29 protein-coding genes are annotated in these 24,541 nt (G+C 60.3%); 13 read left to right on the top strand and 16 right to left on the bottom strand.

Annotated elements, in window-relative coordinates; all coding sequences use genetic code 11:
- Nucleotides 1–7: 7 nt before the first annotated feature.
- Nucleotides 8–472 (bottom strand): outer membrane lipoprotein, encoded by a 465-nt coding sequence (locus tag KHA73_RS11275; protein WP_234590930.1) that lies wholly within the window; start codon nucleotides 470–472, stop codon nucleotides 8–10.
- 369 nt (nucleotides 473–841) lie between these two features.
- On the opposite strand from KHA73_RS11275, the gene anmK reads away from it, so the two are divergent.
- The 5 genes from anmK (at nucleotide 842) to pdxY (ending at nucleotide 5,385) form a co-directional block, all read left to right on the top strand.
- Nucleotides 842–1,963 (top strand): anhydro-N-acetylmuramic acid kinase, encoded by a 1,122-nt coding sequence (anmK, locus tag KHA73_RS11280; protein ID WP_234590932.1) that lies wholly within the window; start codon nucleotides 842–844, stop codon nucleotides 1,961–1,963.
- Nucleotides 1,964–2,008: 45 nt separating this feature from the next.
- Nucleotides 2,009–2,311: an MliC family protein gene (locus tag KHA73_RS11285; RefSeq protein ID WP_234590934.1), complete on the top strand. Its 303-nt coding sequence runs from the start codon at nucleotides 2,009–2,011 to the stop codon at nucleotides 2,309–2,311.
- Between the two features lie 86 nt (nucleotides 2,312–2,397).
- The gene (gene pdxH / locus KHA73_RS11290; protein WP_234590935.1) at nucleotides 2,398–3,051 is read left to right on the top strand and encodes a pyridoxamine 5'-phosphate oxidase; all 654 of its coding nucleotides are present in this window, start codon (nucleotides 2,398–2,400) and stop codon (nucleotides 3,049–3,051) included.
- A gap of 139 nt (nucleotides 3,052–3,190) precedes the next feature.
- The gene (tyrS, locus tag KHA73_RS11295; protein ID WP_234590936.1) at nucleotides 3,191–4,465 is read left to right on the top strand and encodes a tyrosine--tRNA ligase; all 1,275 of its coding nucleotides are present in this window, start codon (nucleotides 3,191–3,193) and stop codon (nucleotides 4,463–4,465) included.
- Nucleotides 4,466–4,524: 59 nt separating this feature from the next.
- Entirely contained in the window at nucleotides 4,525–5,385 is an 861-nt protein-coding gene (pdxY, locus tag KHA73_RS11300; RefSeq protein ID WP_234590937.1) for a pyridoxal kinase PdxY, read from the top strand.
- Nucleotides 5,386–5,425: 40 nt separating this feature from the next.
- On the opposite strand, the gene gstA is transcribed toward pdxY, so the two are convergent.
- From gstA to KHA73_RS11320, 4 genes are all read right to left on the bottom strand, one after another.
- Nucleotides 5,426–6,031 carry a glutathione transferase GstA gene (gene gstA / locus KHA73_RS11305; protein WP_234590938.1) on the bottom strand — a complete coding sequence of 202 codons (606 nt, stop codon included), beginning with the start codon at nucleotides 6,029–6,031 and terminating at the stop codon, nucleotides 5,426–5,428.
- Between the two features lie 92 nt (nucleotides 6,032–6,123).
- Nucleotides 6,124–7,008 (bottom strand): 4-hydroxy-tetrahydrodipicolinate synthase, encoded by an 885-nt coding sequence (gene dapA, locus KHA73_RS11310; RefSeq protein WP_234590939.1) that lies wholly within the window; start codon nucleotides 7,006–7,008, stop codon nucleotides 6,124–6,126.
- 219 nt (nucleotides 7,009–7,227) lie between these two features.
- Entirely contained in the window at nucleotides 7,228–7,491 is a 264-nt protein-coding gene (locus KHA73_RS11315) for a DUF3811 domain-containing protein (protein ID WP_234590940.1), read from the bottom strand.
- Nucleotides 7,492–7,570: 79 nt separating this feature from the next.
- Nucleotides 7,571–8,236 carry an HD domain-containing protein gene (locus KHA73_RS11320; protein WP_234590941.1) on the bottom strand — a complete coding sequence of 222 codons (666 nt, stop codon included), beginning with the start codon at nucleotides 8,234–8,236 and terminating at the stop codon, nucleotides 7,571–7,573.
- A gap of 237 nt (nucleotides 8,237–8,473) precedes the next feature.
- Between KHA73_RS11320 and KHA73_RS11325 the strand changes: the two genes are divergently transcribed.
- Nucleotides 8,474–8,866: a nuclear transport factor 2 family protein gene (locus KHA73_RS11325; protein WP_234590942.1), complete on the top strand. Its 393-nt coding sequence runs from the start codon at nucleotides 8,474–8,476 to the stop codon at nucleotides 8,864–8,866.
- On the opposite strand, the gene KHA73_RS11330 is transcribed toward KHA73_RS11325, so the two are convergent.
- Complete coding sequence (locus KHA73_RS11330; RefSeq protein ID WP_234590943.1) at nucleotides 8,863–9,132, bottom strand: hypothetical protein; 270 nt, start codon at nucleotides 9,130–9,132, stop codon at nucleotides 8,863–8,865. The genes KHA73_RS11325 and KHA73_RS11330 overlap by 4 nt on opposite strands.
- A 306-nt stretch (nucleotides 9,133–9,438) precedes the next feature.
- On the opposite strand from KHA73_RS11330, the gene KHA73_RS11335 reads away from it, so the two are divergent.
- Nucleotides 9,439–9,819, top strand: coding sequence for a nuclear transport factor 2 family protein (locus tag KHA73_RS11335; RefSeq protein ID WP_234590944.1), 381 nt, complete (start codon nucleotides 9,439–9,441; stop codon nucleotides 9,817–9,819).
- Nucleotides 9,820–9,828: 9 nt separating this feature from the next.
- On the opposite strand, the gene KHA73_RS11340 is transcribed toward KHA73_RS11335, so the two are convergent.
- Entirely contained in the window at nucleotides 9,829–10,206 is a 378-nt protein-coding gene (locus KHA73_RS11340) for a RidA family protein (RefSeq protein ID WP_234590945.1), read from the bottom strand.
- Nucleotides 10,207–10,392: 186 nt separating this feature from the next.
- Here KHA73_RS11340 and KHA73_RS11345 point away from each other — a divergent pair, with 186 nt between their 5' ends.
- Nucleotides 10,393–11,247, top strand: a complete 855-nt coding sequence (locus KHA73_RS11345) for an aminoglycoside phosphotransferase family protein (RefSeq protein ID WP_234590947.1) — start codon at nucleotides 10,393–10,395, stop codon at nucleotides 11,245–11,247.
- On the opposite strand, the gene KHA73_RS11350 is transcribed toward KHA73_RS11345, so the two are convergent.
- Both KHA73_RS11350 and KHA73_RS11355 read right to left on the bottom strand, forming a co-directional pair.
- Nucleotides 11,212–11,715: a cupin domain-containing protein gene (locus KHA73_RS11350; protein ID WP_234590949.1), complete on the bottom strand. Its 504-nt coding sequence runs from the start codon at nucleotides 11,713–11,715 to the stop codon at nucleotides 11,212–11,214. The genes KHA73_RS11345 and KHA73_RS11350 overlap by 36 nt on opposite strands.
- A 23-nt stretch (nucleotides 11,716–11,738) precedes the next feature.
- On the bottom strand, nucleotides 11,739–12,404 hold the full coding sequence (locus tag KHA73_RS11355) for an O-methyltransferase (RefSeq protein WP_234590951.1): 666 nt from the start codon (nucleotides 12,402–12,404) through the stop codon (nucleotides 11,739–11,741).
- Nucleotides 12,405–12,554: 150 nt separating this feature from the next.
- On the opposite strand from KHA73_RS11355, the gene KHA73_RS11360 reads away from it, so the two are divergent.
- Both KHA73_RS11360 and KHA73_RS11365 read left to right on the top strand, forming a co-directional pair.
- Nucleotides 12,555–13,391 carry an AraC family transcriptional regulator gene (locus KHA73_RS11360; protein ID WP_234590952.1) on the top strand — a complete coding sequence of 279 codons (837 nt, stop codon included), beginning with the start codon at nucleotides 12,555–12,557 and terminating at the stop codon, nucleotides 13,389–13,391.
- 52 nt (nucleotides 13,392–13,443) lie between these two features.
- Nucleotides 13,444–13,875 carry a DUF2000 domain-containing protein gene (locus KHA73_RS11365; RefSeq protein ID WP_234590954.1) on the top strand — a complete coding sequence of 144 codons (432 nt, stop codon included), beginning with the start codon at nucleotides 13,444–13,446 and terminating at the stop codon, nucleotides 13,873–13,875.
- Nucleotides 13,876–13,880: 5 nt separating this feature from the next.
- Here KHA73_RS11365 and KHA73_RS11370 read toward each other — a convergent pair whose 3' ends face one another.
- Entirely contained in the window at nucleotides 13,881–15,065 is a 1,185-nt protein-coding gene (locus KHA73_RS11370; protein WP_234590956.1) for a benzoate/H(+) symporter BenE family transporter, read from the bottom strand.
- Between the two features lie 112 nt (nucleotides 15,066–15,177).
- Between KHA73_RS11370 and KHA73_RS11375 the strand changes: the two genes are divergently transcribed.
- Nucleotides 15,178–15,741: a helix-turn-helix domain-containing protein gene (locus KHA73_RS11375; RefSeq protein WP_234590957.1), complete on the top strand. Its 564-nt coding sequence runs from the start codon at nucleotides 15,178–15,180 to the stop codon at nucleotides 15,739–15,741.
- Nucleotides 15,742–15,898: 157 nt separating this feature from the next.
- A complete protein-coding gene (locus KHA73_RS11380) occupies nucleotides 15,899–17,986 on the top strand; it encodes a prolyl oligopeptidase family serine peptidase (RefSeq protein WP_234590959.1) in 2,088 nt (695 codons plus the stop codon).
- Between the two features lie 81 nt (nucleotides 17,987–18,067).
- Here KHA73_RS11380 and dtpA read toward each other — a convergent pair whose 3' ends face one another.
- From dtpA to KHA73_RS11410, 6 genes are all read right to left on the bottom strand, one after another.
- The gene (gene dtpA / locus KHA73_RS11385; RefSeq protein WP_234590961.1) at nucleotides 18,068–19,588 is read right to left on the bottom strand and encodes a dipeptide/tripeptide permease DtpA; all 1,521 of its coding nucleotides are present in this window, start codon (nucleotides 19,586–19,588) and stop codon (nucleotides 18,068–18,070) included.
- Nucleotides 19,589–20,192: 604 nt separating this feature from the next.
- Complete coding sequence (gene nth, locus KHA73_RS11390) at nucleotides 20,193–20,834, bottom strand: endonuclease III (RefSeq protein ID WP_234590963.1); 642 nt, start codon at nucleotides 20,832–20,834, stop codon at nucleotides 20,193–20,195.
- A complete protein-coding gene (locus tag KHA73_RS11395; protein WP_234590964.1) occupies nucleotides 20,834–21,535 on the bottom strand; it encodes an electron transport complex subunit E in 702 nt (233 codons plus the stop codon). The genes nth and KHA73_RS11395 overlap by 1 nt, the downstream gene beginning before the upstream one ends.
- On the bottom strand, nucleotides 21,532–22,161 hold the full coding sequence (gene rsxG, locus KHA73_RS11400; RefSeq protein WP_234590965.1) for an electron transport complex subunit RsxG: 630 nt from the start codon (nucleotides 22,159–22,161) through the stop codon (nucleotides 21,532–21,534). The genes KHA73_RS11395 and rsxG overlap by 4 nt, the downstream gene beginning before the upstream one ends.
- 9 nt (nucleotides 22,162–22,170) lie before the next feature.
- The gene (gene rsxD, locus KHA73_RS11405) at nucleotides 22,171–23,256 is read right to left on the bottom strand and encodes an electron transport complex subunit RsxD (protein WP_234590966.1); all 1,086 of its coding nucleotides are present in this window, start codon (nucleotides 23,254–23,256) and stop codon (nucleotides 22,171–22,173) included.
- Between the two features lie 139 nt (nucleotides 23,257–23,395).
- Nucleotides 23,396–23,590, bottom strand: coding sequence for a hypothetical protein (locus KHA73_RS11410; protein ID WP_234590967.1), 195 nt, complete (start codon nucleotides 23,588–23,590; stop codon nucleotides 23,396–23,398).
- A gap of 45 nt (nucleotides 23,591–23,635) precedes the next feature.
- Here KHA73_RS11410 and KHA73_RS11415 point away from each other — a divergent pair, with 45 nt between their 5' ends.
- The gene (locus KHA73_RS11415) at nucleotides 23,636–24,529 is read left to right on the top strand and encodes a helix-turn-helix domain-containing protein (RefSeq protein ID WP_234590969.1); all 894 of its coding nucleotides are present in this window, start codon (nucleotides 23,636–23,638) and stop codon (nucleotides 24,527–24,529) included.
- The last annotated feature ends 12 nt before the right edge of the window (nucleotides 24,530–24,541 follow it).

A 24,541-nucleotide genomic window follows, 5' to 3' on the forward strand; every position in this document is an offset into this window, starting at 1 on the left:
CGCCAGCTTACAGCGGCGAGACGGTGATGGTATCGCCCATCTGCGCCAGACGTACGCGCTGCCCTGGGCTGAACTTGGTTGCGCCGGCCTTCTGAACCACCACAATGTTGTCTTTCTGATCGGTTTTGATTTCCAGCTCCAGGCCGTCGGTACGGCCCGCCGCCGCGCCAATCTGGTCGCCCGCTACGCCGCCGGCTACTGCGCCCGCCGCGGTTGCCAGGCTGCGGCCGGTACCGCCGCCGATGGTGTTACCCAGGAAGCCGCCCAGCACGGCACCGCCGATAGTGCCAATCATGTTGGAGCCGCCTTCGCCCTGGATCTTGACCGGACGCACCGAAACCAGCGTGCCGTAACGCACGTTCTGCACCTGTTTGGCCTGTGAGGCGCTGTAAACGTCGCCGGACATGGAATCATTGGAGCACCCCGCCAGAGTGACGGCGGCGATGGCAACGACGAGAAGACGCTTGATCATATAAAACTCCTGATAGTAGTAGTCCATAACCTGGGGAACCTTTCCAGGCCAGATTCAGTGAAAATGATAGACAAAGTATGGCGTAAAGCTACGTATATCACCATTCCCCATCGCTGCACGCAGCTTAACTTTCCTCTGTTCAACCAATAATAAACCGTGGTTTAGCTTTATGACAGCGCCGGGGAAGATTCCGTTGCAGGTTGAGCCGCGGTTTAACACGGATAATCAAAGCCTGTGCGGCCCGGCAAACGGACGCTGCGCTCACGGCAATGAAAAAAGGCATCATAATTCATGGCGTTAATCCTTTAATTCTGGTTTATTTGTCAGGTTAAAAGTTTGCTTCCCCGTGCGGGGTTAAAGGATGTCGCTATGAAGTCAGGCCGCTATATAGGTGTTATGTCCGGCACCAGTCTGGATGGCGTAGACGTGGTGTTGGCCGCGATCGACGAACGTATGGTGGCGCAGCAGGCCAGCTATAGCCACCCGATGCCGATCCAGCTGAAGAAAGACATTTTGGCTATGTGCCAGGGGCAACAGACCACGCTGGCCGCCGTTGGCCGGCTGGACGCGCAGCTGGGTACGCTGTTTGGCGAAGCGGTGCTCGGCTTGCTGAAGCAAACCGGCATTCCGCCGCAGCACATCACCGCTATCGGCTGCCACGGCCAGACGGTGTGGCACGAACCCGAGGGCGACGCGCGCTTTTCGATGCAGTTGGGCGACAACAACCGCATCGCGGCGCTGACCGACATCACCACCATTGGCGATTTCCGTCGGCGCGACATGGCCTACGGCGGCCAGGGCGCGCCGTTGGTGCCGGCCTTCCACCAGGCGTTGTTGGCGCATTCCACCGAACGCCGGATGGTGCTGAACATCGGCGGTATCGCCAACCTGTCGCTGCTGCTGCCCGGCACGCCGGTGCGCGGTTTCGATACCGGGCCGGGCAATATGCTGATGGACGCCTGGGTCTGGCGCCATTTATCGCAGCCTTACGACAAGGACGGCGGCTGGGCGATGCAGGGGCGCGTTTGCCTGCCGCTGCTGCAACAGATGCTGGCGGATCCCTATTTTGCCTTGCCTGCGCCGAAGAGCACCGGCCGTGAATACTTCAATATCGCCTGGCTGGAGCGGCAGCTGGCTGGCTTGCCGGCGGTCAGCCCGCGGGATGTGCAAACCACGTTGGCGGAGCTGACGGCCATCAGCATTTGCGAACAGGTGCAGTTGGCCGGCGGCTGCGAACGGCTGCTGGTGTGCGGCGGCGGGGCGCGCAACCCGTTGTTGATGGCGCGCATGTCGGCGATGCTGCCGGGCACCGAGGTGGGGCTGACCGACGATTTCGGCGTCAGCGGCGACGACATGGAGGCGCTGGCCTTCGCCTGGCTGGCGTTTCGCACGCTGTCCGGCCAGGCCGGCAACCTGCCGTCGGTGACCGGCGCCAGCCGCGAAACCCTGCTCGGTGGGATTTATCCGGTTTTGCCTTTAGGGCGTCGTTAGCTCTGTTAGGATAGAAATGGATTGATATCCCTAAGGAGCAACAGCATGAAAAAGGTCATTTTCGCCGCAGGCGCGCTGGCGCTGTCCGGTTGCAGCTACTTGCTGCCGCAAAGCAGCCAGACGCTGCATTATCAGTGCGGCACCACGCCGCTGACGGTATCGCTGGACGGCAAGGCCAGCGAAGTCAGCTTGCTGATGGACGGCGAACAGCTGCATCTGAAGCAGGTGTTGGCGCTGACCGGCGCCAAGTACAGCGACGGCAAGTACACTTTCTGGTCCAAGGGCCAAAACGCCTACCTCGAACGCAACGGCAAGGTAGTGATGAGCGACTGCGTACAGGCTAACTGATTGGCCGGCGGCGTCAGAACGATTGAGATCCTGACGCCGCAGGCGCAGAATGTAACGACACATTTTTCGGTTGGTTGATAAACCAGATGATTGAAAAGAATGAGTTTGATGTTGCGGACCTGCGCCGTGAATATACTCGCGGCGGGCTGCGCCGTAACGATCTGACCGCCAATCCGCTCGAGCTGTTCGAACGCTGGCTAAAACAGGCCTGCGATGCGCGCCTGGCGGACCCCACCGCCATGTGCGTCGCCACCGTAGACGAAAACGGCCAGCCTTATCAGCGCATCGTGCTGCTCAAGCATGTCGACGATAAAGGCCTGGTGTTCTATACCAACCTCGGCAGCCGCAAGGCGCAGCAGCTGGCGCACAACCCGCGCATCAGCCTGCTGTTTCCCTGGCACATGCTCGACCGCCAGGTGATCTTCCTCGGCCAGGCGGAGCGCCTGTCGACGCTGGAGGTGCTGAAGTACTTCCACAGCCGGCCGAAAGACAGCCAGATCGGCGCCTGGGTCTCCCAACAGTCGTCCCGCATCTCCGCGCGCGGCGTGCTGGAAAGCAAATTCCTCGAACTGAAGCAAAAATTCCAGCAGGGTGAAGTGCCGCTGCCCAGTTTTTGGGGCGGGTTCCGGGTGAATTTCGACTCCGTCGAGTTCTGGCAGGGCGGCGCCAACCGCCTGCATGACCGTTTCCTGTACCAGCGAGACGGGAATGACTGGAAAATTGACCGACTGGCACCCTGAAGACGGAAAATCCCTTCTAAGCGCTGGCACTGACGTCGCCGGCGCTTTATTCTATGCGCTACCCTGAATTTCGTATTTCGCCACTGGGCGGAAAGCCGTGTACCGGCAAAGGTGCATTCGTTTATACATGGAGTCATTGATGGCAAGCAGCAACTTGATTAAACAACTGCAAGAGCGGGGCCTCGTTGCCCAGGTTACGGATGAGGAAGCGTTAGCGGAGCGACTGGCGCAAGGGCCAATTGCACTGTATTGCGGTTTCGATCCGACCGCCGACAGCTTGCATTTGGGCCATCTGGTTCCTCTGTTGTGCCTGAAGCGCTTCCAGCTGGCCGGCCACCAGCCGGTAGCGCTGGTGGGCGGCGCCACCGGTCTGATCGGCGATCCGAGCTTCAAAGCGGCCGAGCGCAAGCTGAACACCACCGACACGGTGAACGAGTGGGTGGAGAAGATCCGCAAACAGGTTTCGCCGTTCCTCGACTTCGACTGCGGCGGCAACAGCGCTATCGCCGCCAACAACTACGACTGGTTCGGCGGCATGAACGTGCTGACCTTCCTGCGCGATATCGGCAAACATTTCTCCGTGAATCAGATGATCAACAAGGAAGCGGTCAAGCAGCGTCTGAACCGTGACGATTCCGGCATCTCCTTCACCGAATTCTCCTACAACCTGCTGCAGGGCTTTGACTTCTCCGAGCTGTACAACCGCCATCAGGTTGAGCTGCAGATTGGCGGTTCCGACCAGTGGGGCAACATCACCTCCGGTATCGATCTGACCCGCCGCATGCATCAGAAGCAGGTGTTCGGCCTGACCGTGCCGTTGATCACCAAAGCGGACGGCACCAAATTCGGTAAAACCGAAGGCGGCGCAGTCTGGCTGGCGCCGGAAAAAACCAGCCCGTACAAGTTCTACCAGTTCTGGATCAACACCGCCGACGCCGACGTTTACCGTTTCCTGAAGTTCTTCACCTTCATGAGCCTGGAAGACATCAACGCGCTGGAAGAAGAAGACAAGAACAGCGGCAAGGCGCCGCGCGCCCAGTACGTGCTGGCGGAAGAAGTGACCGGGATGGTGCATGGGGCGGAAGGCCTGGCTGCGGCCAAGCGCATCACCCAGAGCCTGTTCTCCGGTGCGCTGCACGACATGACCGAAGCGGACTTCGCCCAGTTGGCGCAGGACGGCATGCCGACCATCAAACTGGATGGCGAGGCGGACCTGCAGCAGGCGCTGGTGAATGCCGAGCTGGTGCCTTCACGCGGCCAGGCGCGCACCATGATCGGCTCCAACGCGGTGACCATCAACGGCGAAAAACAGTCTGACGCAGAATACCGCTTCAGCGATGCGGACCGCCTGTTCGGCCGCTACACGCTGCTGCGCCGCGGCAAAAAGCATTACTGCCTGGTGGACTGGAAGTAACGGAACAACAACGTCAAGGGGCCCCGGAGGCCCCTTTATTTTTGGCTATGCAGGGTAAAATGAAAAACATTCTTTCTATTCAGTCCCATGTGGTATTTGGCCATGCCGGCAACAGCGCAGCGGAGTTTCCCATGCGCCGTATGGGCGTCAACGTCTGGCCGTTGAACACCGTGCAGTTTTCCAACCATACCCAGTACGGCAAGTGGACCGGCTGCGTGATGCCGGCCAGCCACCTGACCGAAATCGTTCAGGGGATAGCGAATATCGACCAGTTGAAAAACTGCGATGCGGTGTTGAGCGGTTATATCGGCTCGCCGGAGCAGGGCGGCCATATCCTGGAGATCGTGCGCCAGGTCAAGCAGGCCAACCCGAACGCCTGGTATTTCTGCGATCCGGTTATGGGGCACCCGGAAAAAGGCTGTATCGTGGCGCCGGGCGTGGCGGAGTTCCACTGCCGAGAGGCGCTGCCGTGCAGCGACATGATCGCGCCGAACCTGCTGGAGCTGGAAATGCTGAGCGGGCGGGAGGTCGCCGACGTAGGCCAGGCGGTGAGCGCCGCCCGCGAGCTGATCGCCAAGGGGCCGAAACTGGTGCTGGTCAAGCACCTGAGCCGTGCCGGTTATCATGCGGACTGTTTCGAAATGCTGCTGGTAACGGCGGATGAAGCCTGGCACATCAGCCGCCCGCTGGTGGATTTCGGCGCGCGCCAGCCGGTTGGCGTGGGTGACCTGACCAGCGGCCTGCTGCTGGTGAGTTTGCTGAAAGGCCTGGCGCTGGACAAGGCGTTGGAACACGTTACCGCAGCGGTGTATGAAGTGATGCTGACGACGCAGCAAATGGGCGAGTACGAATTGCAGGTCGTGGCGGCGCAGGATCGGATAGCGCAGCCGCGCAGCGCATTCAAAGCGGTAAAACTGTAATCGGCATCGGGCCCCGGCTTTTGCGGCCGGGGCGGCGATATTACTTCAATCCTTCGGCGTTCAGCGCCGCATCAACCGCCGGCCGCGCCGCGACGCGATCGAACCAGGCCGCCAGATGGGCGTGCTGGCGGATATCAAACTGCAGGGCGATCGCCCAACGCGTCACGGTAAACAGATAGGCGTCGGCGACGCTGAAACGGCTCCCCAACAGGAAATGCTGCTTAGCCAGCACCGAATCCAGATAGCTGAACTGATGCTCCAGCTTGGCGCGCGCGAGGGCCTTGTACTCGTCCGGCGTTTTCGGGTTGAACAACGGGCTGAAGCCCTTATGCAGCTCGGTGGCGATATAGTTCAGCCATTCAATCGCATGGTAGCGCGACAGCGTGCCCGCCGCCGGGATCAGATTGCGATCCGGCACGCGGTCAGCCAGGTATTGCACGATAGCCACGCCTTCGGTCAGCAGGCTGCCGTCGTCGAGCACCAGCGCCGGCACCTGTCCTTTCGGGTTAATGCTCAGGTAATCGGCGCCGCTCTCGGTTTTTTTCTGCGCCAGGTCGACCTTTTCCGCCGTAAAATCCAGGCCGGCCTCGCGCAGCACGATATGCGGGGAGAGAGAACAGGCGCCGGCTTTATAGAACAGTTTCATCGATAGCTCCTTGATAGTGATGAATGACAGGCATGCTTAACCTCTCATCCTAGTTCCATAGCGCTAAAATTACAGCGGTTTAGCTAACAAATTTAGTCGATCAGCGCATCAGTCGGCTGCAGCCGTGCCAGCGTAGCGGCGATCTGCTGTTGCAGCGCCTGCGGGGCCGCCTGCATCGGTGAACGCAGCTCGTTGCGAATCAGCCCCTGCTGCGCCAATGCCGCCTTGACCGGCGCCGGGTTCGGGAAGCTGAACATCTGGTGGATCATCGGCAGCAGCGCGTAAAAGTTGCTGCGCGCCGCCGCCAGATCGCCATTGGCCACCTGCTGCACCAGCTGAACAAAGCGTTCCGGGTGCAGGTGTGCGGAAGCGGAGATGGCGCCGGTGCCGCCGAGGCACAGGGTGGTGAGGATCAGGTTGTCTTCGCCGGTCAGTACGTCAATCTCACCGTCGGCGATCAGCGCCATGGTGGCGTCCGGGTTGCCGCCGCAGTCTTTCACCGCCGCGATGCGCGGATGGCGGGCCAGTTGGCGCAGGGTCGCCAGCTCCAGCGGGATGCCGGTGCGCTGCGGGATATTGTAGAGGATCACCGGCACGCTGGCGGCGTCGGCCAGTTGGGTAAAGTAATCCACCAGGCCGCACTGCGACGGGCGAATGTAATAGGGCGCCGGGATCAGCAGGCCGGCGATGTCGCGCAGCTGAATGGCTTGCTGCATCTGCAGGGTGGCGGCCATGTTGTTGCCGGACAGCCCCATCACCACCTGGCGCGGCGGCGCCACTTCCAGCACGGCGTCAAGCACCGCCAGCTGTTCTTCTTTGCTCAGTGCGGCGGCCTCGCCGGTAGAACCGCAGACCACCAGCCCGGACACGCCGGAGGCGAGCAGGTGTTGCGCCAGCCGTTTGGTTGCCGGCAGGTCAACGGCGTCGTTATTGAAAGGGGTAACCAGCGCAACCCAAATACCGGAAAATGAGGCCATATAATGTTCCTTCTTGTGACCGAGCGAGAAGCCAGATGAGAAAGTCAGGGGAGGCGGCGTGCGCAGCGTCCCGAAAGCGGATGTGGGCTGATAATGAATATTCTTCATCAGGCTGTCAATTTACAACAGATTGATAACATTGTTATTCATGATTGCCTGGGGCGGATGAGTTTATCTAATAAATGAAAATCCCCGCCGCGGCGGGGATTATGATGGCGATTAGCGCGGGGGACGCGTGCTGATCGAGGCGGACCAGCTGAAGGTTTCGCCGCTCGGTTTGACCCGGTTGGCCTTGCGTTCGGCGCGCACTGCCTTGGCGATTTTTTCCCTGGCGGCCATGATGCGTGTTATCACTTCATCTTTGACCTTGTTCTGCTCGGCGTTGGTCAGCGGGCGCCCGTGCAGCTTGCGCGCCTTGTCCAGTTCGGTTTTTACTTCACGTTGCTCGCTTTCCGTCATTTCTTTCAGCGTCAGTTTTTTCATCTTTGCAGCCCGTTCGGTAACGTTGGCCGCCAGTGTAGCGGATTTATGTGACTGAAGATGCAACGGCGGTAACAGCGCGTCACATTTCTTCCAGCAGCGCGTCGCGAAAATGCCGCATACGCTCGGTGCGTTGCTGCGCCAGCCGGCGGCCGGCGGCGGTCTGGAATCCCTCCTGCAGTTTGAATAGCTTGGTTTCGAAATGATCGAGGGTGAAGCGTTTGTCGTCATACTGACGCTGCTGCGCCAGCGGATCGGCGGCATCGTACAGCGCGCTGCGCATGCGGCCGCCAATGTAAAAGCAGCGCGCTACGCCAATCATGCCGATGGCGTCGAGGCGATCGGCGTCCTGCAGGATCTTCGCTTCCAGCGTTTTCGGCGGGATGGCGGCGGAGAAACTGTGCGCTTCGATGGCGTGCGCCACTTGGGCGATGTCGTGCGCCGCCCAGCCCATCTGCTCCAGGGTCAGCGACGCCTTTTGCGCCGCCATGCGCGAGGCCAGGTGGCGCTGCGGCGAATTCTTCTCGACGGCCACGCAGTCATGCAGCAGCACGGCGGCGCAGAGAATGCGGCGATCGCCGCCTTCCTGTTCGCCGATTTGGCGGCAGTTCTTCCACACCCGGTGCAGATGCGCCACGTCGTGCGAGCCGTCATCGGAGCTTAAGGTCAGCGGCAACAGCGCCTGCGCCAGCTCCCGGTAGGGGGCGAACGGCAGCAGCAGCGCCGGAGAAAGGGGAGATAAATGCACGTTTTGCTCCTGATAGCGGGAAATCGTCAATAATCATAGCAGCCGCAAATACCGGTAACATGCCGCCGAAGCAGGGGATTGTTTACCCTATTGCAATTGACTATTGCCATAATTACGGTTTTTGTCGCGAATTAAGCAACCTACAATGGTCTGATTCCGGTCGTCCCCGCTGGGTGTTAGCCCTGTGTCTGTGGGGGCTTGGCCGGAATACCCCCTTTCAGCCACAGGAGAAAAGACATGCCAACCCATCTTGAGATCGTACGTGCGACCTATGAAGGCAGCTCCGAGGAAAATGGCCGCAACCTGCTGGCGGCGCTGGCGCCCGATGCGGAATGGACCGAAGCCGCCGGGTTCCCCTATGCCGGCACTTACATTGGCCCGGAAGCGATCATCAAAAATGTGCATCAGCGTTTGGGAACCGAGTGGCAGGGCTATCGCGCCGATGTCGACCATTTCTACGACGCCGGCGAACACGTTATCGCCCAGGGTTTTTACCATGGCACTTACAAGGCGACCGGCAAATCATTCAGCGCGTCCTTTGCGCATATTTATACGCTGCGTGATGGCAAGATAGTCAAGTTCGTACAGATTGTCGACAGCGCCAAGGTGTTGGAGGCGATGCAGGCTTAACCGCCGCTGTGCTTGCCGAATTTGCGGTCGTACTCGCGCCGATAGCCGCGGGCCTTGTTGCGATCGCGGATCCATAAATAGCCGCATACCAGCGCGACCGAGCCTGAGAAGGTGACGTTGCGCATATCCCGGTCATACCAAAACACCAGCACCGCATCCAGCGCAGCGATCAACGCAATCCATTTGTACATATGGGATTGGCGTCGCGTGGCGGCGTTAAGTCGCTTTAACTGTCTGGCTTCGTGCAGCACCGGCTTTTGTTGCATAGCAGTCCATCGGCAAGAGTTTTCTTACCGCTAAATTAGCAGAATCCTGGCAAGCGCCGCAAAGGGTAACGCACGCCGTCGCATTGTTTTTGTCCCCGCAGGCCCGACGCCCAAATTTCGCGCACGTCATCTTGAATTAACCTTGAAGCGTGATAGGTTATTTATTCGTTATTTGTGGTTTTTTATTCAAATTTACGACTGTATGCCGGCACCCTTGTCATCAAGATGCAGCAAAGCCTGGTTACCATCACCGATCCTGATGCGTGCGGCGGTATTTCTTCCCTTTAACCTCGCCTGGAGGATGTTATGAACGGTAAAACGATTCGTCCGGAAGATGTGGTTCAGCGGCAGCTGGACGCCTATAACGCCCGTGATATCGAGGCGTTTATCGCCTGCTGGGCGGAAGATGCGCAGTACTATGAGCACCCGGATACGCTGCTGGCCGGCGGCAAGGCGGCGATCCGCGAACGCCACGTCGCTCGCTTCAAAGAGCCGAGCCTGTACGGTGAGAAGGTGAAACGCATGGTGGTGGGCAATATGGTGGTCGATCAGGAAGTGGTGACGCGCAATTTCCCGCAGGGGCGCGGCAAAATGGACGTGATCGCCATTTACGAGGTGGATCAGGGGCGGATTGCCAAGGCCTGGTTCAAAATCGGCCCCTGCCGGCTGGACCAAGGTTCACTGTAGCCCCGCGCATTACACCGCCATCACCGCCTCTATCTCCACGTTGACCTGGGGAGAAAACAACGCGCTGACCGCCATCAAAGAACAGGCCGGCAGCGCGCCGTCAAAGTAATCAAACAGCACCGGCCGGATCGCCGGCAGGTCGGCGATATCGGTTAAAAACACGCTAATCTTGATCAGCGACTTGAGGTTGGTGCCTTCGGCCGCGGCGATGGTCGCCAGCTGTTCCAGGATTGCCTGGGCCTGCTGCTGCGCCGTCTGGCCCTGAGCCTCGGTGGCGAACGCCGTCAGGCCCGAAACGTACAGCAGACTGCCGTGGCGCACCGCGTGCACATAGGGCCCGCCCGGGGTGGGCAACTGCGGATAATTAATGCGTTTTAATGACGTCATGATAAAACCCCTCGCGAGATTTATTAAAAAAATCGGCAAACTTGGTTAGGATACCGGCGTAAACATCGGGAAAACGCTGTGATCTATTGATATCTAATAGTATCACTAACATTTATTTCCATATGCCGCATCTTTCACGCAACGGATAAAGAGGCGGCGTATCACCGCAATAAGGACGCCTGGGCGATGAACCCGCTATTTGTTCCCTATATGCAACGCTGGCGGCTGGAGCCGGACGGTAAAGCCTTTGAGACCCACAGCAGCCTGTTAATGCCGGTGCGCTATCGGGGCGGCGCCGCGATGCTGAAAATCGCCCGCGAACAGGAAGAAAAGTTCGGCGGCCTGCTGATGTGCTGGTGGCAGGGCGAGGGTGCCGCGCAGGTGTTGGCGTGGCATGAAGACGGCATTTTGCTCGAGCGCGCTCAGGGTGAAGGTTCGCTGGCGCAGTTGGTGCGTGACGGCGCGGATGAACAGGCCACGGAGATCCTGTGCCGGGTGATCGCCGGCCTGCATGCGCCGCGCGCGCAGCGGCCGCCGGAGCTGATCCCCTTGCATCAGTGGTTCAGCTCGCTGTGGCCGGCGGCGCAGGCGCATGGCGGCATGCTGCGCCTCAGCGCCACTGCGGCGGCCGAGTTGCTCACCAGCCCGCGAGAGGAAGGCGTGCTGCACGGCGATATTCACCATGATAACGTGCTGGATTTCGGCGAACGCGGCTGGCTGGCGATAGACCCCAAACGGCTGAGCGGTGAGCGCGGCTTCGATTACGCCAATATTTTCTGTAACCCCAATTACGGCGTGGCCACCGATCCGGACATTTTCCACCGCCGGGTGCAACAGGTCTGCCGGCTGGCCGGTTTGGATCGCCGCCGCCTGTTGCAGTGGATCCTGGCCTGGGCGGGGCTTTCCGCCGCCTGGTTTATGGAGGACGGCGAAGCGGCCGACATCGATTTTCGCGTGGCAGAGCTGGCGGCGCGCGCGCTGGGCCTGGCGCTGCCGGGCGGCGACTCAGGGTTCATCCTGCCAGTAATCGAGCGAGGCTGAAGGGCGCTGCAGGTAGCGTACCTGCTGCCCGTCGCCGCCTGCCGCGATCGCCTGAAACTTGCCCGAGTCGGGGTATTCCACCAGCTCCGGCTGTTCGCGCGTGCTGACCGACAGGTACTTCAGCGGCGCATCAGAGGTGTTGATAATCTGATGCGGATAGTCCGGCCCCGGCGGAATAAAAATGATATCGCCGGCGACAATCGGCAGCATCTCGCCCGCCACCCGCAGCGTGCCGCTGCCCTCCAGAATGATAAACATCTCCTCCTGCGCATAGTGAAAATGATAGGGGCAGGCGCGCATGCCCGGCGCCAGCAGGTCGATGGAGGCGCCCAGCTTGCTGGCGGCGGTGCCGGTGCCCAGCCGGGCGCCGAGGCTGTCATACAGCGGTGGCCGCTGGTCGCGATGTTTTTCTACCCGATCAACGTTGCGGATCAGGCGTTGGGCGAGCAGTGTGGCTTGTTCGTTCATAAGCTCCCTCGTGACAATGTCACCTAATAGTTGACGATGGCGAGGGAAAATCCGTCCCATCCCTTGCTGCCCACCGTTTGCAGGGCGGTGGCGCTGAGGCGCGGTTCTTGCGCCATCATGTCGAAGAAGCGCCGCACCCCCTGCACGCTGGCGTCCTTGCTGGCGGCATCGGTCACCGCACCGTTGCGTACCACGTTATCGCCGACGATCGCCGTGCCGGGGCGCGATAGCCTCAGCGCCCACTGCAGGTAGTCCGGGTTACCGGGCTTGTCGGCGTCGATAAATATCAGGTCGAACGGGGCCTCGGCCTGCAGCTGAGGCAAACTGAGGAGTGCGGGCCCTACCCGCAGCGCCACCTGGGCGCTCAGGCCGGCGTTGGCCACATTGCGCCGGGCCACCGCCGCGTGCCGCTCATTGGCCTCCAGCGTCACCAGCGTTCCGTCTGGCGGCAAGGCGCGGGCCAACCAGATGGTGCTGTACCCGCCAAGGGTGCCGATTTCCAGTATGCGTCTGGCGTTAACCATGCGGGCAAACAGCTGCAGCAGCTTACCCTGATTCGGCGCCACGTCGTGGTCCGGTAGCCCTGCGGCGCTGTTGGCGTCCAGTGCCTGCAGCAGGGGATCGTCCTGTTCAACCAGGCAGTCGACGATATAACGATCGACCTGCGCCCATTGTTCAATAGGGGTCATTTTGCCTCTCTAAAATGTGCTGTGGGCCGGCTGGCATAGGAAAGTCAAGGCGGCGACGGCGTCCTTGTCAAACCGGGGCGCACATTTGTTCCAGACATGGCATTATTTGTCTGCTTAGATAATCTGCCAAGAAGCTGTCACGGGGTGAATATGGGCAGTTGGATCGCATTGAAAAAAGACCCGCCTACCGGTATTGAACTGATCCGCGCCCATTTTGGCGGGCATCAGCACGCTTACGATCCGCACTGGCACGATGATTATCTGGTGGGCGTAACGGAACAGGGCGTCCAGCAGTTTCACTGTCGTCGACGGCGGCATCGCAGCACCCCCGGGCAGGTATTTTTGCTCGAGCCGGGTGAGGTGCATGACGGTGATGCGCCGGCCGAAGAGGGCTTTACCTACCAGATGTTGTATATCAGCCCAGGGTGGCTGGATGAGCAGCTGCGCCAGCTGTTTTCCCAGGTGCCGGACAGCTATCAGCTGAGCTTCGCCGCCACGCTGTCCGACGATCGGCTGTTGGCGCAGGCGACGATGCGCGCCTTTAGCCAACTGCAACAGCCGCAGCTGGGAGCATTGCAGCGCCAGCATGCGCTGGACGGTCTGCTGTGCGGTCTGACGTGTCATCTGCACTGGCGGCGGAGGCCGGTGCATGAAACCTCGCCTTACCAGGCGCAGCGCATTCGGGATTATCTGCATGCCAATAGTCAGCAGGACATTCGCATGGAGTCGCTGGTGGCGCTGACCGGCCTCGATCGTTTTCGTATCACTCGACTGTTTCGCCAAACCTACGGGCTGCCGCCCCATGCCTACCTGGTGCAGTTGCGGCTGGCGCAGGCGCGCCGCTTATTGGCCGCCGGCGGCAGGCCGGTAGAGGTGGCGGCCCGGGTGGGGTTCGCCGATCAAAGCCATCTGGGGCGCTGGTTTCAGCGCGCCTACAGGCTAACGCCGGCTCACTACCGCAATCTTTGCACAAAGCTTCCAGAATAAGCCGCGGTGCTTGGTTATGCTCAACGGCCCATTCAAAGACAGGAAGAACATCATGCACTCTGATTTGCCTGCCGCGTTCAAAGCGGAACGCTGCGTCATCGTCATCAATCGGGATTTGCCTCTGGGCAATATGGCCAACGCAGCGGCGGTGCTGGCGCTGACGCTGGGGCAGCGCCACCCGGCGCTGGTCGGCGACATGCTGGAAGACAGCGATGGTTTGCGTTGGCCGGGGCTGATCCCGATCGGCATCAGCGTGCTGGCCGCCGGCGAACAGGAGCTGAGCGAGTTGCTGCACCAGCCGCAGGCGGCGCAGCTGGATCGCATCCTGTTTCCACTGGATGGCCAGCAAACTACCGACTATGCGGCCTTTCGCGCCAGCGTGGCGGCCAGGCCCAGCCACCAGTGGCGTTTGCTGGGGGTGGCGCTGGCGGGGGAAAAGAAAGCCGTGCGCAAACTCACCGGCAAGCTGAAGCTGCTGGCCTGACGCCTTCAGCCCGCATTGCGCCGCGGCAGCGAAAGCAGCAGATGGGCGATGGCGCCGCCGACAATGCCCCAGAAGGCCGAGCCCACGCCCAATAGCGTCACCCCGGAGGCGGTGATCAGAAAGGCAATCAGGGCGGCGTCGCGCTGCTTTTCATCGTGCAGCGCGCGCTGCAGGCTGCCGCCGATGGTGCCGAGCAGCGCCAGGCCGGCGATGCAGTGGATAAGCGCCGGCGGCAGCGCGCCGAACAGCATGCCGATCATCCCGCCGAACAACCCGGCCAGCAGATAGAACCCCCCGGCGGCGACAGCGCCCATATAGCGGCGCTGCGGATCGGGGTTGACGTCCGGCCCCATGCAGATGGCGGCGGTGATGGCGGCGATGCACACTGAAAAACCACCGAACGGCGCCAGCAGCAGGGCGGCCAACGCCGTCCAGGCGATCAACGGAGAAGTGGGCACGCTGTAGCCGGCCGCCTTCAGCGTGGCGATGCCGGGGGCGTTTTGCGAAGCCATGGTGACCACGAAAAACGGCACGCCAATGCCCAGCAGCGTCGGCCAGCTGAAGTGCGGGGCGATAAACGCCGGCGAGGCGAACGCCAGCGGCTGTTGGGCGAGATGAATATTGCCCTGCAGCGCGGCGATCGCCAAGCCGGCCAATAAGGTCAGCACGATGGTATAACGCGCCAGATAGCGGCGGCCAAGCAGATACACCAGCCCCATAGCGGCGCTGAGGGTGAAGTTCACCTGCAGCGAAGCGAAGGCGTCGAGGCCGAACCGCAACAGTATGCCCGCCAGCATCGCCGCCGATATCGCCTGCGGTATGTGGTCCATCAGCCGGGCGAACAGGCCGGTGACGCCGCACAGCAGGATCAAGCCGGCAGCAAAGACAAACACCCCGACGGCCTCGTTGATCGGCGTGCCGGGCAGGCTGGTGACCAGCAGCGCCGCGCCGGGCGTCGACCAGGCGGTGAGGATCGGCGTGCGGTAATACAGCGAAAGCCCGATGGAGGTAACGCCCATGCCCAGCCCCAGCATGCTGAGCCAGCCGCCGATTTGCAGCGGGGTGGCGCCAGCGGCGGCGGCGGCCTGAAAGATGATGGCCGCCGAGCTGGTGTAACCCACCAATACGGCCACGAAGCCGGCCATGACGGCGGGCAGGGTCAGATGACGCAAAGCAAGGGCAGGACGCATGGCGGGCTCCGGTAACAATGTGCGTTATAACGCACAGTGAAAATCAGCATAGCATCGTGCGTTATAGCGCACAAGTGGTTATAATCGGCGCCAAACCGCTGCGGAGAAAACGATGCAAGAACTTGCCGGCCATCTGGCGCACACCCTACGCGCGCTGCGCGCCCAACGCGGCTGGAGCCTGACGCAGGCGGCGGAGAACACCGGCGTCAGCAAGGCGATGCTCGGGCAGATAGAACGCGGCGAGTCCAGCCCGACGGTGGCGACGCTGTGGAAGATCGCCACCGGCTTTAACGTGGCGTTTTCTGCCTTTCTCGAGGCTTCGCCGCTGCAACAGCAGGCCACGCTGCACCGCTATGGCGATCTGCCGGTGTTTAATCAGCATAATGCCGCGATGCGCGTGGTGCCGCTGTTCCCGTTCGACAGGCAGCTGGGCTTCGACATGTTCGTCATCGATCTGGCGCCGGGGGCGCTCAGCGAATCGTCGGCCCACGAGCCGGGGGTGATCGAACATGTGATCGTCATCAGCGGCCGGTTAGAGCTGGCGGTTGACGGCCAGTGGCACAGCCTGGGCGCCGGTGAGGCGCTGCGCTTTCAGGCCGATTGCCCGCACGCTTACCGCAATGCCGGCCAGGAAACGGTGCGCATTCACGATCTTATCCACTATCCTCAATCCTGACTCAACGCGCAGGGCGCAGCCTTTGACTCTGCGCCGCCAAACGCCTACCTTGTTGAAAATGCCTCTTATTCATGTTCAAAAGGAGCTTGATTTGCCGGTCAGCAATCGACGCCAGTTTATTAAACTCAGTGCGCAAACCGCAGGAGCCGTATTCGCGATGACTTCATTACCTAACAGTATCCGCCTGGCGATGGCGGCAGAGGGCGGCAGCGCCGCCAGCGATGAATTCCTGTGGCTGGAAGAGCTGCAGGGCAAGGCCGCCCAGCAGTGGGTGCAGCAGGAAAACCAGCGCACCGTCACGCGTTTTGCGCAGGGCGACGGTTTCCACCGCTTGGAACGGCAGGTGCTGGATATCCTCAATAAAGACACTCAGATCCCCTGGGTCAGCAAACGCGGCGATTATTACTACAATTTCTGGCAGGATCAGGCCAATCCGCGCGGCCTGCTGCGCCGCACCACGCTGCAAGAGTACCGCAAGGCCAAGCCGGCCTGGGAAACGGTGCTGGACATCGACGCGTTGGGCAAAGCGGAGGGCAAGGACTGGGTATTCCAGGGATCGCAGCCGCTGGCGCCGGAATACCGCTATTGCCTGATCCAGCTGTCGCCGGACGGCGGGGACGCCACCGAAATCCGTGAATTCGATCTGACCGCCAAAACCTTCGTCAAGGGCGGTTTTACGCTGCCTGCGGCCAAAAGCCAGGCGGCGTGGGTCGATCGGGATACGCTGTACGTCGCCACTGATTTCGGGCCCGGCTCGATGACCCAGTCCGGTTATGCGCGCATCGCCAAGCGCTGGCGGCGCGGCACGCCGCTGAGCGCCGCCGAGACGCTGTATGAGGCGCAGCCGGAAGATATGGCGGTATTCGCCTATCACGATCGCACGCCGGGCTTTGAACGCGACTACGTGGGCCGCAACCTGGATTTCTACCGCCGCGAATACTTCCTGCTGACGCCGCAGGATCAAAAAATCAAGATTGATATCCCGGCAGACGCCGAGTTCAACACCCATCGCGAATGGCTGTTGATCAAACTGAGCAGCGACTGGCAGGTGGGCGGCAAAAGCTATCCTTCCGGCGCGCTGCTGGCGGCGCATTTCGACGACTATTTGGCGGGCAAGCGCGAGCTGCAGGTGCTGTTCACGCCAACGGCCCAGATGGCGTTGAGCGGCTACAGCGGCACGCGCGGGAGCCTGATCCTCAGCATCATGGACAACGTGGTGAACCGTCTGGAGGTTCTGACGCCGCAAGGCGACGGCTGGCAGCGGCGGCCACTGGGCAACCCGGGCGGCATCAGCACCATTTCCGCCGGCGGCATAGATGAGGAAACCAACGATTATTTCCTGACCATCAGCGGCTTCCTGCAGCCGACCTCGCTGTACATGGGCAATCTCGACGGCGGCGAAGCGGAGCTGCTCAAGCAGGGGCCGCAGGACTTCGACGCCAGCGGCTACCAGGTCAGCCAGCATTTTGCCCGTTCCAAAGACGGCACCCGGGTGCCGTATTTCCAGATTGCGGCGAAAGATCTCAAACTGGATGGCGGCAACCCGACGCTGCTGTACGGCTACGGCGGCTTTGAAGTGTCGTTGCTGCCGGGCTATATGGGCAGCAAGGCGCCGGCCTGGCTGGAGCGCGGCGGGGTATACGTGGTGGCCAATATCCGCGGCGGGGGGGAATATGGCCCGGCCTGGCACCAGGCGGCGCTCAAGCAGGATCGTCAACGCGCCTACGAGGATTTCGCGGCGGTGGGGGAAGATCTGATTGCGCGAAAAGTGACGTCGTCACAGCACCTGGGCGCCCGCGGCGGCAGCAACGGCGGCCTGCTGGTCGGCAATATGTTGACGCAGTATCCGCAGCTGTTCGGCTGCATCGTCTGTGAGGTGCCGCTGCTGGACATGCAGCGCTATACTCAGCTTTCCGCCGGCGCCTCCTGGATCGCCGAATATGGCGATCCGTCCAAACCGGAGCAGTGGGCCTACATCAAGGCCTTTTCGCCGTATCACAATATCAAGCCGCAGGTGGCTTATCCGCCGGTGCTGTTCTATACCGCCACCAGCGACGATCGGGTCAACCCGGCGCATGCGCGCAAGATGGCGGCGCGCATGCAGCAGATGGGTTATCAGCAGGTGTATTTCTACGAGAATACCGAGGGCGGGCACAGCGCGGCGGCCGACAAGCAACAGGCGGCCTTCCATAGTGCGCTGGTCAGCGAATTCATGTGGGCTCAGCTGAGCCGCAAGCCGGCCTAAGGCGTCAGCTATTTTTCCTGCCATAAAAAAACCGGGGCTTTGCCCCGGTTTTTTTATAATGCGTAGCTAGCCTGCCGGCAATCAGTGGGCCGTGGCGGCGGCCTGCGCTTTCTTCTGGGTATCTTCAGCGTTATCCAGGGTCATGCGGTACAGCTTCGGCGCAGTCAGCATCATCAGGATGGCGATCACCGCGGTAGCGATACCGATTTGCATAAACACGTGGCTGTAGATGGCCAGCGAAGCGTGCGCGTCGCTGATGTCGCTCGGCACTGCGGTCAGGCCGGCGACTTTACCGGCGATCAGCGCGGCGGCGGCGGTGGTCAGGAACCATGAACCCATGATGAAGCCCATCAGGCGCTGCGGCACCAGCTGCGCCACCATCGCCAGGCCCAGGCCCGAGATCATCAGCTCACCGATGCTCTGCAGCGCATAGCTCAGGATCAGCCAGTTAACGGAGACGATGCCCTGTTCGTTGGCGAAGCTGGCGCCCCACGGCAGCACCAGGAAGGCGCAAGAGCACAGGATCATGCCGAACGCGAACTTGTGCGGCATTGGCAGGCGGTCGCCCATCTTGTTGTACAGCGCGGCCAGAATCGGGCTGGCCAGCATGATCCAGAACGGGTTCAGCGCCTGGTACTGCTCAGGCTCGAACGCCACGCCGAGGATGCTGTGTTCCACGTTGTGGATGGCGAAGAAGTTCAGGGAGGTAGGCATCTGGCTGTACAGCACGAAGAATACCACCGCTTCCAGCATCAGCAGGAAAGCGACAATCATCTTGCGGCGTGCGGCGCCGTGCAACGCAAAGGTCTCTTTGGCGAACACGATAACGATGCCGGCCGAGATGATCGCCAGCGCCCAGCGGGCAATCACCTGGTTGTGCAGCAACCAGCTGGAAACCGCGATCAGCGCCACCACGCCAACCAGCACCATCAGCAGCTTCGGCAGGTGCAGCGGTTTGAAGTCCGGTTTGGAGCCGTGCTTTTTCACCCATTTGTGGCAGAACATAAAGTTGACCAGGGTGATCAGCATGCCCACCACGCTCAGAGAGAAGGCGACGCTCCAGCCGTATTTCGCCGCCAGCCACGGGGTGGCCAGCATAGAGAAGAAGGAACCGATGTTCACCGACATATAGTACATGGTGAAGGCGCCATCGAGGCGCGGGTCGTCTTTCTCGTAGCAGGTCGACAGCAGCGAGGATGGGTTGGCCTTGAACAGGCCGCTGCCCACGGCGATGGTCGCCATGCCCAGATAAACCCAGAAGATCTCGTGGCCGGAGTAGGCCACCATCGCGTAACCGGCGGCCAGCACCAGCGCGCCCAGCACGATCACGCGCTTGGACCCCAGCACTTTGTCGCCCAGCCAGCCGCCGATGGCGACAAAGCCGTACACCAGCGCACTGAAGGAGGAGAACAGGGTAATGGAGTCGGCTTCGCTCAGGCCAAGCATCTTGACCAGGTAAACCGCCATGATGCCTTGCAGGCCGTAGTAACCGAAGCGCTCCCAGAGTTCGATCGAGAAGATCAGGTAGAACGCCTTAGGCTGTTTGAAGGCGTTGAGACTCACGCTTTCCGGTTGTTTGCTGTTGTTGTTTGCTGTTGACACTGGTACCTCTGTTTTTTCGCAGCCCGACTCAAGCAGACGGGAAAGTGCAAAAGGTGATGCGGAACTGCATCCTTCTGCGTTGTTATAGGATGGAATGACGGCGGTTAATGTTCACTATCTTTGTCAACGAGGCAAGCCGTTTGTCATATTCGGTTACATATATCGCTGGCGGGATTATGCAGCGATGTTGCAAATGTTATGCAGTATTAACTTTTGAGTTTGTATGCTTTGCCGATTTTTTATCTTGATTAAAAGCTATACGGAATTTAAACAGGTGTATATTCTGCTGATTTGCTGTTTTTTGGTTCATCTCGGTAGTGGTGGTGAATAATCCATTGGATTGTTGTGCATATGGGGTGTTTTGTAAAATTATAGAAATTTAAGAAAATGAGGCTGGCATTTGTAAACGCAATGTGATCCCGAAAGCGTGATGTTTACCGCAATTTTTAACTAATTTTCCGCTTGAAATTAACGTTGGGATGGGTTTTTCGCTGAAATCCTCGATAACACCGGGGTTACTGCTGCGCAATATCACATTTCTGATAAAAAATAAGCCGCAGAGCGAGGAGGTTAACGGCGGGCGCGGGGAGGCGCCCTGCAGGCATCAGGCGTCGGGATACACCTTCTCTTTAAACTCGCACAGGTCTTCGATAATGCAGGAGCCGCAGCGCGGCTTACGCGCGATGCAGGTATAGCGCCCGTGCAGGATCAGCCAGTGGTGGCAGTCGACCTTGAACTCGGGGGGAACCACTTTCAGCAGCTGCTCCTCGACCAGATCGACGTTCTTTCCCGGTGCGAAGCGAGTGCGGTTGCACACCCGGAAGATATGGGTGTCTACGGCGATGGTCGGCCAGCCAAAGGCGGTGTTGAGCACCACGTTGGCGGTTTTGCGTCCTACGCCCGGCAGCGCCTCCAGCGCAGCGCGGTCTTCGGGCACCTCGCCGCCGTGCAGCTCCAGCAGCATGCGGCAGGTTTTAATCACGTTTTCGGCCTTGCTGTTGAACAAGCCGATGGTCTTGATGTATTCCTTTACGCCGTCAACGCCCAACGCCAGCATGGCGGCGGGGGTGTTGGCGACCGGATAGAGCCTGGCGGTCGCTTTGTTGACGCTGACGTCGGTGGCCTGCGCGGAGAGCAGCACCGCAATCAGCAGTTCGAATGGGGTGCTGTACACCAGCTCGGTTGTCGGATGCGGGTTGTTGTCCCGCAGCCGGGTCAGAATTTCCAGTCGCTTCTGCTTATTCATCAGGCTTTCTCTGCGCGTCCTTGTGTCAACGTCGGTTCGACGGCCAGAGCCTGACTCTTGCGCGCCTTCATTTTCTCGTCAATCAGGTATTTCACCGCCAGCAGCAGGCCCAGGCCGATAAAGGCGCCCGGTGGCAGCATCGCCAGCAGGAAGGGGCTGTCGAAGTGCACCACTTCGATGCGCAGCACCTTGGCCCAGCTGCCCAGCAGCATGTCGGCGCCGTCGAACAGCGTGCCGTTGCCCAGCAGTTCACGCATCGAGCCCAGCGTCACCATCACGCCGGTAGCGCCGAGACCGATGGCCAGGCCATCCAGCGCCGACAGGCCGACAGGCTTCCTGGCGGCTACCGCTTCGGCGCGCCCAACCACGATGCAGTTGGTGACGATCAGGGGAATAAAGATCCCCAGCGACTGATACAGGCCGAAGGCATAGGCGTTGATCAGCATCTGTACGATGCTCACTACCGCCGCGATAATCATCACGTAAATCGGGATGCGCACTTCGCTTGGCACCCAGCGGCGCACCGCCGAGATGGAGGCGTTGGTCAGCGTCAGCACCAGGGTGGTGGCCAGCCCCAGGCCGAGCGCATTGGTCACGGTGGAGGTCACGGCCAGCAGGGGGCACATCCCCAGCAGCTGCACCAGGGCGGAGTTGTTCTTCCACAACCCCTGGACGATCAATTCTTTGGCTTCACTACTCATTCGCTGGCTCCACAGGCAGGCAGGTTATCAAGTTTAGGCGGCAGCGTTTCCATATACAACGCCGTGCGGCGCACTGCATTCACTACCGCGCGCGGGGTGATGGTGGCGCCGGTGAATTGATCGAACATACCGCCGTCTTTCTTCACCGCCCAGCGTTTATCGTCCGGGCCTTCAATTTTCTTGCCGCTGAAGAAGGAAATCCAGTCGGAAATACGCAGTTCGATTTTGTCGCCCAGGCCCGGGGTTTCGTGGTGCGAGATAACCCGGGTGCCCAGCACCGTGCCGCTGAAATCGGCGCCGACCAGCAGCTGAATCGCGCCGGAGTAACCATCCGGCGCGGTGGTTTCCAGCGCGGCGGCGCTCGGCTGGCCGTTCTTGCGCGCCAGGTACAGGCGATGCGGCGCGTCGTTGCCCAATGCCGGGTTGCTGACCAGGAAGCACTCGGTTTGCATGTCGTTGTCGTAGTTTTCCGGCGGCACTACCTGATCGAGCAGCGCTTTCTGCTGCAGCGCCGCCTGATGCGCGATGGTTTTCTGCGTCAGGCCGTTCACCACCGCGGTCAAACCTGTGGTCACCGCCGCGAAAACCGCCAGCGTAGTGCCATGCTTTCTCATTGACTTAAGCATCGCGGCTCCTTAACGATGGCCGTACACGCGTGGCTGCGTGTAGTGGTCGATTAACGGTACGGTGATGTTGGCCAGCAACACGGCGAAGGCGACGCCGTCCGGATAGCCGCCATACACGCGGATCAGCCACACCAGCAGGCCAATCAGCGCGCCGTAGATCAGTCGGCCTTTGGGGGTGGTGGAGGCGCTGACCGGGTCGGTAGCGATGAAAAACGCGCCCAGCATGCTGGCGCCGGAGAACAGATGGATCAGCGGTGACGCCTGATGGGCAGGATCCAGCATCCAGGCCAAGCCGGAACAAACGGCGATCGCCGCCAGCATGCTGAACGGGATCTGCCAGTGAATCAGCCGGCGGGCCAGCATAAACAGGCCGCCGGCCAGGAAACCGAGGTTGACCCACTGCCAGCCAATGCCCGCCAGCACGCCGCCGAACAGCGGCTGCTGCAGCATCTGCTCGACGCTGTGGCCGCTGCGCAGACCGGTTTTGAAGCCGTCGAGCGGGGTAGCCTGGCTGATGCCGTCCACGCCCATCTGCAGTTCATGAATAGTGGCGCCCTGCAGGGTGTGGCCGCTGAAAATGGTCAGCAGGGTATCCTGGAACGACAGCGCGGTGGCGCGCAGCGCGTCCGGCGGCAGCCAACTGGTCATCTGCACCGGGAAGGCGATAAGCAGCACTACATAGCCGACCATCGCCGGGTTAAACGGGTTCTGCCCCAGACCGCCGTACAGCTGTTTGGCGATCACGATGGCGAAGAAGGTGCCGATGACGATCATCCACCAGGGGGCCAGCGGCGGCAGGCTGACGCCGAGCAGCAGGGCGGTCAGCAGCGCTGAGTTGTCCGCCAGCCGGCTGCGCACCGGCAGCTTGCGCAGCGCCAGAATGGCGCCTTCAGCCAACAGCGCGACGATCATCGCCAGCGCGGTCTGCACCAGCGTGCCGTAACCGAAAAACCACAGCTGCGCGGCAATGCCGGGGATACAGGCCAACATCACCCACAGCATGATGCGGCTGGTGCTTTGCTGGTTATGGGTAAAAGGTGAACTGGCGATGTGTAAGCCTTTGGCGGCTGTGGGTGATATCGGCCTGAACTTCATAGAGTAACGACACCTTGCTTTGCCGGACTTGCGGCAGTTTCATCGCGCCGCACGACAGGGCGCTGTAAAAATTATAGCCGAGCATTCTACCTGATTCGCCGCAAGGGTAATACGCCTTAATAATAAGGGTATTCGGCTTTTAGCACACATTGAGGGGGCTATGAATCGGCGTGGCGCGATCGGATTTTTTTTCATCAGGAAAATGCGGTAATTTGTCTGCATGATGCGAAAATGCCTCGAAAAAATCCGCCGGGTAAGACTGGATAACCCCATGAATAAAATGTGGTTTTTGGTTCATTTTTTCGCACAAAATAACAACTTTTGCATAATCCATGTGGGTTACTATCCCGACCATAACTGAGTTAGTGAAAGCATAATAATGACAAATGAAGACATTTTTTTTATTGAAGAGCTAATAGAGTGGGTTGAGATACATCTGGAGAAAAGGCCTAACCTGGACGAAGTCGCGCGCATTTCCGGTTATTCCAAATGGCATCTGCAGCGTAAGTTCAAACGCATTACCGGCATTCAGCTCGCCACCTATATCCGTTCGCGTATCCTGACGCGCGCCGCGGTGGCGCTGCGCATCACCCGTCGCTCCATCATCGAGATTTCCGATGAGCTGGGGTTCGACTCGCAGCAGACTTTCACCCGCATGTTCAAGCAGCGCTTTGGCACCACCCCCAACCGTTACCGCTCAATGGATCACTGGGAGGTGAAGAATCTGATGCCGCGCTTCAACTTCGAAGCGAGCTACGGCGCCGGTTATTACCCGGAGGTGAAGCGCCTGATGATGCCGGACCTGCAGCTGGTGGGCTTTACGCGCCAGCTGGACTTCAGCACAGAGCAGGAAATCGAGTATTCCTCCTGCATGGCGATGAAAGACGAAATCTTCAACGACTTTTTCAAAGGCTTGAACGTTGATTGCCACCGCATCTACAGCATTCATTCGGTCCGCAATCAGCACGTGGATGATTTTTCATTTACCCACGTGATGGCGGTGGAGCCCGAAAACCGCAAGGATATTCTTTCCGGTCACCAGATCGAAAATATCCATATCCCCGCGCGTGAGTATATCTCGATCAATCATCAGGGATCGGCCAAAGAGTGCCTGCAATTCTTCGGTTATCTGGTGTCCCATGTGATGCCGGGGCTGCGGCATGAGGTGAAGGGCAGCGTGGAGCTGGAAATCATTCAGACCAAGGACTGGACGCCGGAATCCAAAATGCGCCAGATTGAAGTGGATTATACCTACCTGATTTCTATCGACTGAATAACGCCTTGC

This window comes from Serratia entomophila (genome assembly GCF_021462285.1).
GTDB lineage: Bacteria > Pseudomonadota > Gammaproteobacteria > Enterobacterales > Enterobacteriaceae > Serratia > Serratia entomophila.

Excerpts from the sequence above, each read along its gene's own strand:
- tyrS (WP_234590936.1), top strand. The coding sequence starts at position 3,191 with ATGGCAAGCAGCAACTTGATTAAACAACTGCAAGAGCGGGGCCTCGTT.
- dapA (WP_234590939.1), bottom strand. The coding sequence starts at position 7,008 with ATGGCCTCATTTTCCGGTATTTGGGTTGCGCTGGTTACCCCTTTCAAT.
- KHA73_RS11355 (WP_234590951.1), bottom strand. The coding sequence starts at position 12,404 with ATGACCCCTATTGAACAATGGGCGCAGGTCGATCGTTATATCGTCGAC.
- KHA73_RS11360 (WP_234590952.1), top strand. The coding sequence starts at position 12,555 with ATGGGCAGTTGGATCGCATTGAAAAAAGACCCGCCTACCGGTATTGAA.
- KHA73_RS11325 (WP_234590942.1), top strand. The coding sequence starts at position 8,474 with ATGCCAACCCATCTTGAGATCGTACGTGCGACCTATGAAGGCAGCTCC.
- KHA73_RS11285 (WP_234590934.1), top strand. The coding sequence starts at position 2,009 with ATGAAAAAGGTCATTTTCGCCGCAGGCGCGCTGGCGCTGTCCGGTTGC.
- KHA73_RS11365 (WP_234590954.1), top strand. The coding sequence starts at position 13,444 with ATGCACTCTGATTTGCCTGCCGCGTTCAAAGCGGAACGCTGCGTCATC.
- KHA73_RS11345 (WP_234590947.1), top strand. The coding sequence starts at position 10,393 with ATGAACCCGCTATTTGTTCCCTATATGCAACGCTGGCGGCTGGAGCCG.
- gstA (WP_234590938.1), bottom strand. The coding sequence starts at position 6,031 with ATGAAACTGTTCTATAAAGCCGGCGCCTGTTCTCTCTCCCCGCATATC.
- nth (WP_234590963.1), bottom strand. The coding sequence starts at position 20,834 with ATGAATAAGCAGAAGCGACTGGAAATTCTGACCCGGCTGCGGGACAAC.
- pdxH (WP_234590935.1), top strand. The coding sequence starts at position 2,398 with ATGATTGAAAAGAATGAGTTTGATGTTGCGGACCTGCGCCGTGAATAT.
- KHA73_RS11395 (WP_234590964.1), bottom strand. The coding sequence starts at position 21,535 with ATGAGTAGTGAAGCCAAAGAATTGATCGTCCAGGGGTTGTGGAAGAAC.
- KHA73_RS11275 (WP_234590930.1), bottom strand. The coding sequence starts at position 472 with ATGATCAAGCGTCTTCTCGTCGTTGCCATCGCCGCCGTCACTCTGGCG.
- KHA73_RS11375 (WP_234590957.1), top strand. The coding sequence starts at position 15,178 with ATGCAAGAACTTGCCGGCCATCTGGCGCACACCCTACGCGCGCTGCGC.
- KHA73_RS11350 (WP_234590949.1), bottom strand. The coding sequence starts at position 11,715 with ATGAACGAACAAGCCACACTGCTCGCCCAACGCCTGATCCGCAACGTT.
- KHA73_RS11370 (WP_234590956.1), bottom strand. The coding sequence starts at position 15,065 with ATGCGTCCTGCCCTTGCTTTGCGTCATCTGACCCTGCCCGCCGTCATG.
- KHA73_RS11335 (WP_234590944.1), top strand. The coding sequence starts at position 9,439 with ATGAACGGTAAAACGATTCGTCCGGAAGATGTGGTTCAGCGGCAGCTG.
- KHA73_RS11340 (WP_234590945.1), bottom strand. The coding sequence starts at position 10,206 with ATGACGTCATTAAAACGCATTAATTATCCGCAGTTGCCCACCCCGGGC.
- KHA73_RS11315 (WP_234590940.1), bottom strand. The coding sequence starts at position 7,491 with ATGAAAAAACTGACGCTGAAAGAAATGACGGAAAGCGAGCAACGTGAA.
- rsxD (WP_234590966.1), bottom strand. The coding sequence starts at position 23,256 with ATGAAGTTCAGGCCGATATCACCCACAGCCGCCAAAGGCTTACACATC.
- rsxG (WP_234590965.1), bottom strand. The coding sequence starts at position 22,161 with ATGCTTAAGTCAATGAGAAAGCATGGCACTACGCTGGCGGTTTTCGCG.
- KHA73_RS11330 (WP_234590943.1), bottom strand. The coding sequence starts at position 9,132 with ATGCAACAAAAGCCGGTGCTGCACGAAGCCAGACAGTTAAAGCGACTT.
- KHA73_RS11415 (WP_234590969.1), top strand. The coding sequence starts at position 23,636 with ATGACAAATGAAGACATTTTTTTTATTGAAGAGCTAATAGAGTGGGTT.
- anmK (WP_234590932.1), top strand. The coding sequence starts at position 842 with ATGAAGTCAGGCCGCTATATAGGTGTTATGTCCGGCACCAGTCTGGAT.
- KHA73_RS11410 (WP_234590967.1), bottom strand. The coding sequence starts at position 23,590 with ATGGATTATGCAAAAGTTGTTATTTTGTGCGAAAAAATGAACCAAAAA.
- KHA73_RS11380 (WP_234590959.1), top strand. The coding sequence starts at position 15,899 with ATGACTTCATTACCTAACAGTATCCGCCTGGCGATGGCGGCAGAGGGC.
- pdxY (WP_234590937.1), top strand. The coding sequence starts at position 4,525 with ATGAAAAACATTCTTTCTATTCAGTCCCATGTGGTATTTGGCCATGCC.